The following is a 5,379-nucleotide window of genomic DNA, read 5'->3' on the forward strand; positions in this document are numbered from 1 at the left end:
CGGGCGCGACCGGGGTGGCACTGACCCGCCGCGCGGCCGACGCGCTCGCCGAGCGCACGGGCCTCCAGCTGCCACGGGTGTTGAGCCGCAACGCCGCCCCACCGGTCCCGGAGGGGATCGTTCCCGATGCCCCCGGGGTCACCCCGTTCGTCACGTCCAACGAGGAGTTCTACCGCATCGACACCGCGCTGCGCGTCCCCGCGCTGACCACCGCGGACTGGCGACTGCGGATCCACGGGATGGTGGAGAGGGAGGTCGAACTGGACTGGCAGTCCCTGACGAGCAGGGAGTTCCGGGACCGGATCGTCACCCTGACCTGCGTGTCCAACGAGGTCGGGGGCAACCTCGCCGGTAACGCGACCTGGACCGGTTTCCCGATCGCCGAGCTGCTCGCCGAGGCCGGCCCCCTTCCCGAGGCCGACATGCTGCTCTCGACCTCCGTCGACGGGTGGACGGCGGGTACCCCGCTCGAGGCCCTCACGGACGGCCGGGACGCCCTGTTGGCCGTCGGGATGAACGGCGAACCCCTGCCGCTCGAGCACGGGTACCCGGTCCGGCAGGTCGTTCCCGGCCTGTACGGCTACGTCTCCGCGACCAAGTGGGTGGTGGACTGGGAGGTCACCCGTTTCGACCGGGCCAGTGCCTACTGGACCGACCGGGGGTGGGGTGAGCGGGGACCCATCCTCACCGCGAGCCGGATCGACAGGCCCGCCCCCCTGGCCCAGCTGGAGCCCGGCCCCGTCGTGGTGGCCGGGACGGCGTGGGCCCAGCGCCGGGGCATCGACCGGGTGGAGGTGCAGGTCGACGACGGGCCGTGGAACGAGGCGACGCTGGCCGAGGAGTACTCGATCGACACCTGGCGCATGTGGTCGTGGACGTGGGACGCCCAACCCGGCCTGCACACGGTGTCCGTCCGGGCGACCGATTCGACCGGTGAGGTGCAGACGGAGACACGGCAACCCCCGATCCCCACCGGAGCCACCGGCTGGCACAACCGCACGTTCCGGGTGTCGGGAACATGACCGTCCTCGACACACCCCTCCTCACCACCCGCCCGTCCCGTGCGTTCGGACCACCGCGCATTAGACTGTCCACCGTGTCCGAGCCCACCGCCCCGTCGCTGGCCGATCCGGGGCGCCTCCTGGAGCTCTCCGCGGCCGGGGATCTCGATGCCTTCGCCCGCTTCTACGACCTCATGGCGCCCCGTGTGCACGGTCTCGCGCTCCGCGTCCTGCGCGACCCCGGGTACGCGGAGGAGACCGTGCAGGAGGTGTTCCTCCAGGTCTGGAAGCAGGCCTCGGGGTACAGCCCGAAGCTCGGTTCGGTCCATTCCTGGGTGCTGACCATCGCACACCGGCGTGCGGTGGACAGGGTGCGGTCCGAGAGTTCCGCGGCCCGGCGCGACGAGGCGGACGCCGCCGCGGGGATCACGCACTCCGGCGACATCGCCGACCAGGTGACCGAGGAGATCACCAGGGAAGAGGACGCCGCGGACATCCGTCGATGTCTCGGGGAACTCACCGAGAACCAGCGCGAGTCCATCGAGATGGCGTACTTCTCCGGGTTGACCTACCGGGAGGTCGCCGACCAGCTGGGGTCCGCACTGCCCACGATCAAGTCACGAATCCGCGACGGCCTGCGCCGTCTCAAGAGCTGCCTGGGAGGTGAGCTGTCATGACCGTCCGACACCACGATCACCCGGGGTCCCCGGACACGGTTCATCCCGAGGACCTCGACCTCTACGCCCTGGACGCGCTGGACCAGGAGGAGGCGGACGCCGTCGAGCAGGCGCTCGTCGCCGCGACCCCGGATCAACGCAGCTCGATGCTGGCCCACATCCGGTCCACGCGGGAGGTCGTGGCCGATCTGGTGGCCGACGCCGACCTCGACGTCCCGCCGCCGCCATCCCTGCGCACCAGGGTGCTCGACCTGGTCACGGCGGAGGCCGGGACCGGACACGATGCGCCCACCCCGGATGCCGACGACACCGGTGACACCGGGGGCGCCGCGGTGGTCGACCTGAGCCGGATGCGCGAACGCCGGCGCCCCGGGACCTGGACCTTCCTCGCCACCGCGGCGGCGGCCATCGTGTTGGTGGCCGCGGGGGTGACCATCGGGCGACTGACGGGCGACGCGGGACCGGAGGACAACCTCCCGGTCGCGTCCCCGCCCGCCGCGACGATGCCGGACGAGGTCACGTCCCTGCTCACGGCGCCCGACCTCGAGGTCTCGCGCGGTCAGGTGGGCGGCACCGGCAGCGCCACCGTGCTCGCGTCCAAGACGGCCGACATGGCGGTCATCTCCATGACCGGGATCCCGGAGCCGGCCGAGGGCCGCGCCTACCAGCTGTGGCTGATGGGTCCGGACCACGACCCGATCCCGGCGGGCACGATGGAGTCCGGCGAGGTGGGCCCGTCGCCCTCCGCCGAGCTCAGCGGGATCCGCAACTCCGCCCAGATCGGGATCACCGAGGAGCCCGCGGGCGGCTCCCCGGCCCCCACGGGTGAGGTACTGCTGGCCCTCGACCTGGCCTGAGCGAGCGACCCGGCCCGAGCGCGCATCCTGGCCCGAGGGGCGCGACCCGGCCCCGAAGGTGTCCGGGCGGGATCGGCCGCTCAGGCCCGGCGGCTCACGGCCGCCACCACTGCCGCAGTGGAACGTCCCAGGTCATGGTGTCGCCGAGCCGGACGGCCAGGATCTGATGGAGCTGGATCTTGTTGTGCTCGAAGCCGTACTGGCAGGCACCCATGTAGAGCCCCCACAGCTTGGCCATCGGTTCGCCCACCTCGTCGACGGCCTCGTCCCAGTGCTCGACCAGGTTCGCGCACCAGTCGCGCAGCGTGAACGCGTAGTGCTGGCGGAGGTTCTCCTCGTGGACCACCTCAAACCCGGCGTTCTCCGCCTCGAGGTGGACCGTCCCGGCACCGGCCAGTTCGCCGTCGGGGAAGATGTACCGGTCGATGAAGGCACCCGCCTTGACCGAGCGCGAGTTGTCCGGCCGGGTGATGCAGTGGTTGAGCAGCCGACCCCCCGGCCTCAGGTAGCCGTGCAGCCGGGTGAAGTAGTCGTGGTAGTTCCTGCGCCCGATGTGCTCGGTGATGCCGATGGAACTGACCGCGTCGAAGTCACGCTCGGGGACGTCGCGGTAGTCCATCAGGCGGACCTCGGCGAGGTCCCCCAACCCCTGGTCCCGGATCGCGGCCTGTCCCCATTCGACCTGCTCGCGCGAGAGCGTCACGCCGATCGCCCGGACCCCCCGGGCGGCCGCGTACCGCACCATCCCGCCCCACCCGCAGCCCACGTCGAGCAGACGGTCACCGGCCTTCAGTCCGAGCTTGTCGAACACCAGCCGGTACTTGTTGTCCTGGGCCTCCTCCAGGCAGACCCCGGCGTCGGGGTAGCACGCGCAGGTGTAGGTCATGGAGGGCCCGAGGATCCACTCGTAGAAGCGGTTGGACACGTCGTAGTGGTAGCTGACCACCTCCGAGTCCCGCTTCTTGGAGTGCCTGCGCATGCCGTGCGCGACGCGACGCCACGCCGCGGGCACCTCCTGCTCGGGAATCGGCAGCATGGTGATATTCTCGCGCCCGATCGAGCGGGCGATGCGCGCCATCGTCCGCAGGTCCGGCGTGTGCGTCATGGTCTTGCGGAAGACCTCGAGCGCGCCGAACACGTCATGCGGCGCACCGGGATGCACCCCGTCGACCTCGAGCTCGCCCATGAGGTAGGCGCGGGCAAGTCCGAGGTCGCCCGGCGCGGTGACGAAGTACTGCAGCGCCCTCCGGCTCGTCAGGCGTAGCACCAGCTCGCTGTTCTCCGGGCCGAACGCCGACCCGTCGTAGGCCTCGATCCGCAGGGGCGGCTCCCCCGTCGCGAACGCGGCGACGATCTCGCCGATGGTCATCCTGTCCGTTGTCACCGTGCACCCACCGCCTTGTCATAGAGGGTCGCGAAGCGGCCCCGGGGATCGAATCGCGTCTTGAGATGTGCCGCGTGCTCGCCGCCGTACAGCTGGTCGAACTCCTCGCGGGAGTAGAAGACCTCGGAGTAGAGCGACTTGTGCCCGCCGAGCCGGGAGACCTCCTCTTCGATGCGCCGGTTCCACGCCCCCTCGGCCATGCCGGGCTCGATCGGCGCGGAGGACCAGAACCCGATGTTGACGTACGTGGTCTCCGGCGCCAGCGGATACAGCGGCCACGGCCGGTCGGAGCCGGGGCCGCCGCCCACACCCGGCGCGGGCGTGGACTCACGCAGCCGCAGCGGGCAGATCCACAGCGGCTCGATGGGCACCTCCCGCAGGAACCACTCGAGGAACTCCTCGGTCCGGTCGATGGTCACCTCGACGTCCTGCACCACGCGCTCCCGCGGGCCCTCGCCCTTGAGCGCGCCGATCCTGTTGCCCAGGTCGTATCGGTGGTCCAGGCCGATGATCTTCCAGTACGCCGACGACCTCAGCAGCTGTTGCGGCCACCACCGGCGGATGCCGGGGTTCTGCACCCCGAACGCGCGCGAGCACCAGAACCAGTCGGTGTCCCAGCGCCACAGGTAGTCGCGGATGGTCAGCCGGTCGCGGGCCACCGAGCCGGCGGGGCCGCCGTGCTGGATCGACCGGTAGTAGATCGCCTGCTTGTCCCGCACCCCCGTGTAGTCCGAGACGGGGCCGGGCTCGTCGGTCCGCCGGCCCAGCGTCAGGTAGGACTCGCCCGCCGAGAAGACGACCCCGTCCAGGAAATCGACCTCCTCGTCGTCGTACGACCCGGACTCGCCGATCCGCGCCAGCCCGTCGGTCAGCGCGGCGAGGGAGTCGAACCGGACGTGGCGCAGTCCGACGTACCGCTCGACCGGTTCGAGCGCGATGCGCAGCCGCACCGCGTACCCGAGCGAGCCGTAGGAGTTGGGGAACCCGCGGTACAGCTCGCGCTCCCGGTCCGTGCCGTCGGGGCGGGCGGTGACGATCTCGCCCGTGCCGGTGAGCACGTCCATCTCCAGGACCGACTCGTGGGGCAGCCCCAGCCGGAAGGAGCTGGACTCGATGCCCAGCCCGGTCACCGCACCACCGAGGGTGATGGTCTTGAGCTGCGGCACCACGTACGGCATCAGCCCGTACGGCAGGGTGGCGTCCACCAGGTCCTCGTACGTGCACATGCCCTGGACGTCGGCGGTGCGGGTGTCCGGATCCACGGAGACCACGCGCGTCAGACCGGTGGTGTCGAGACCGGGCGACGACGACGAGGCGCGCGGCCTGAACAGGTTGGACGTCTTCTTGGCCAGCCGGACGGGCTCACCGACGGGGACCGCCTCGAAACTGGCCAGGAGTCGACTAACACCCTCCTCGTGGCGCCGGGGTCCGACGATCAGCGATCCGGACAGACGACCATG

General features: G+C 71.0%; 5 protein-coding genes. 3 read left to right on the forward strand and 2 right to left on the reverse strand.

The genetic code is table 11. The features are described from left to right. The 3 genes from G6022_RS11670 to G6022_RS11680 all read left to right on the forward strand — a co-directional run. Positions 1 to 1,022, forward strand: a 1,022-nt coding sequence (locus G6022_RS11670; RefSeq protein WP_182639317.1) for a molybdopterin-dependent oxidoreductase, incomplete at its 5' end; no start/stop codon positions are given. A gap of 74 nt (positions 1,023 to 1,096) precedes the next feature. Next, positions 1,097 to 1,678, forward strand: a complete 582-nt coding sequence (gene sigK, locus G6022_RS11675; protein WP_042329923.1) for an ECF RNA polymerase sigma factor SigK — start codon at positions 1,097 to 1,099, stop codon at positions 1,676 to 1,678. After that, entirely contained in the window at positions 1,675 to 2,535 is an 861-nt protein-coding gene (locus tag G6022_RS11680; RefSeq protein WP_017837406.1) for an anti-sigma factor, read from the forward strand. Before sigK ends, G6022_RS11680 begins: the two co-directional genes overlap by 4 nt. A gap of 94 nt (positions 2,536 to 2,629) precedes the next feature. Here the strand turns inward: G6022_RS11680 and G6022_RS11685 are convergent, their stop codons facing one another. Next, positions 2,630 to 3,904 (reverse strand): class I SAM-dependent methyltransferase, encoded by a 1,275-nt coding sequence (locus tag G6022_RS11685; RefSeq protein ID WP_182639316.1) that lies wholly within the window; start codon positions 3,902 to 3,904, stop codon positions 2,630 to 2,632. Positions 3,905 to 3,915: 11 nt separating this feature from the next. Then, on the reverse strand, positions 3,916 to 5,370 hold the full coding sequence (locus G6022_RS11690) for an FAD-binding oxidoreductase (protein ID WP_182691610.1): 1,455 nt from the start codon (positions 5,368 to 5,370) through the stop codon (positions 3,916 to 3,918). Positions 5,371 to 5,379 lie beyond the last annotated feature (9 nt).

The sequence above is a fragment of the Dietzia sp. Cai40 genome (assembly GCF_014145165.1).
Lineage (GTDB): Bacteria > Actinomycetota > Actinomycetes > Mycobacteriales > Mycobacteriaceae > Dietzia > Dietzia natronolimnaea.

Coding starts and splice junctions, on each gene's coding strand:
- G6022_RS11685 (WP_182639316.1), bottom strand. CDS start 3,904: ATGACCATCGGCGAGATCGTCGCCGCGTTCGCGACGGGGGAGCCGCCC.
- G6022_RS11680 (WP_017837406.1), top strand. CDS start 1,675: ATGACCGTCCGACACCACGATCACCCGGGGTCCCCGGACACGGTTCAT.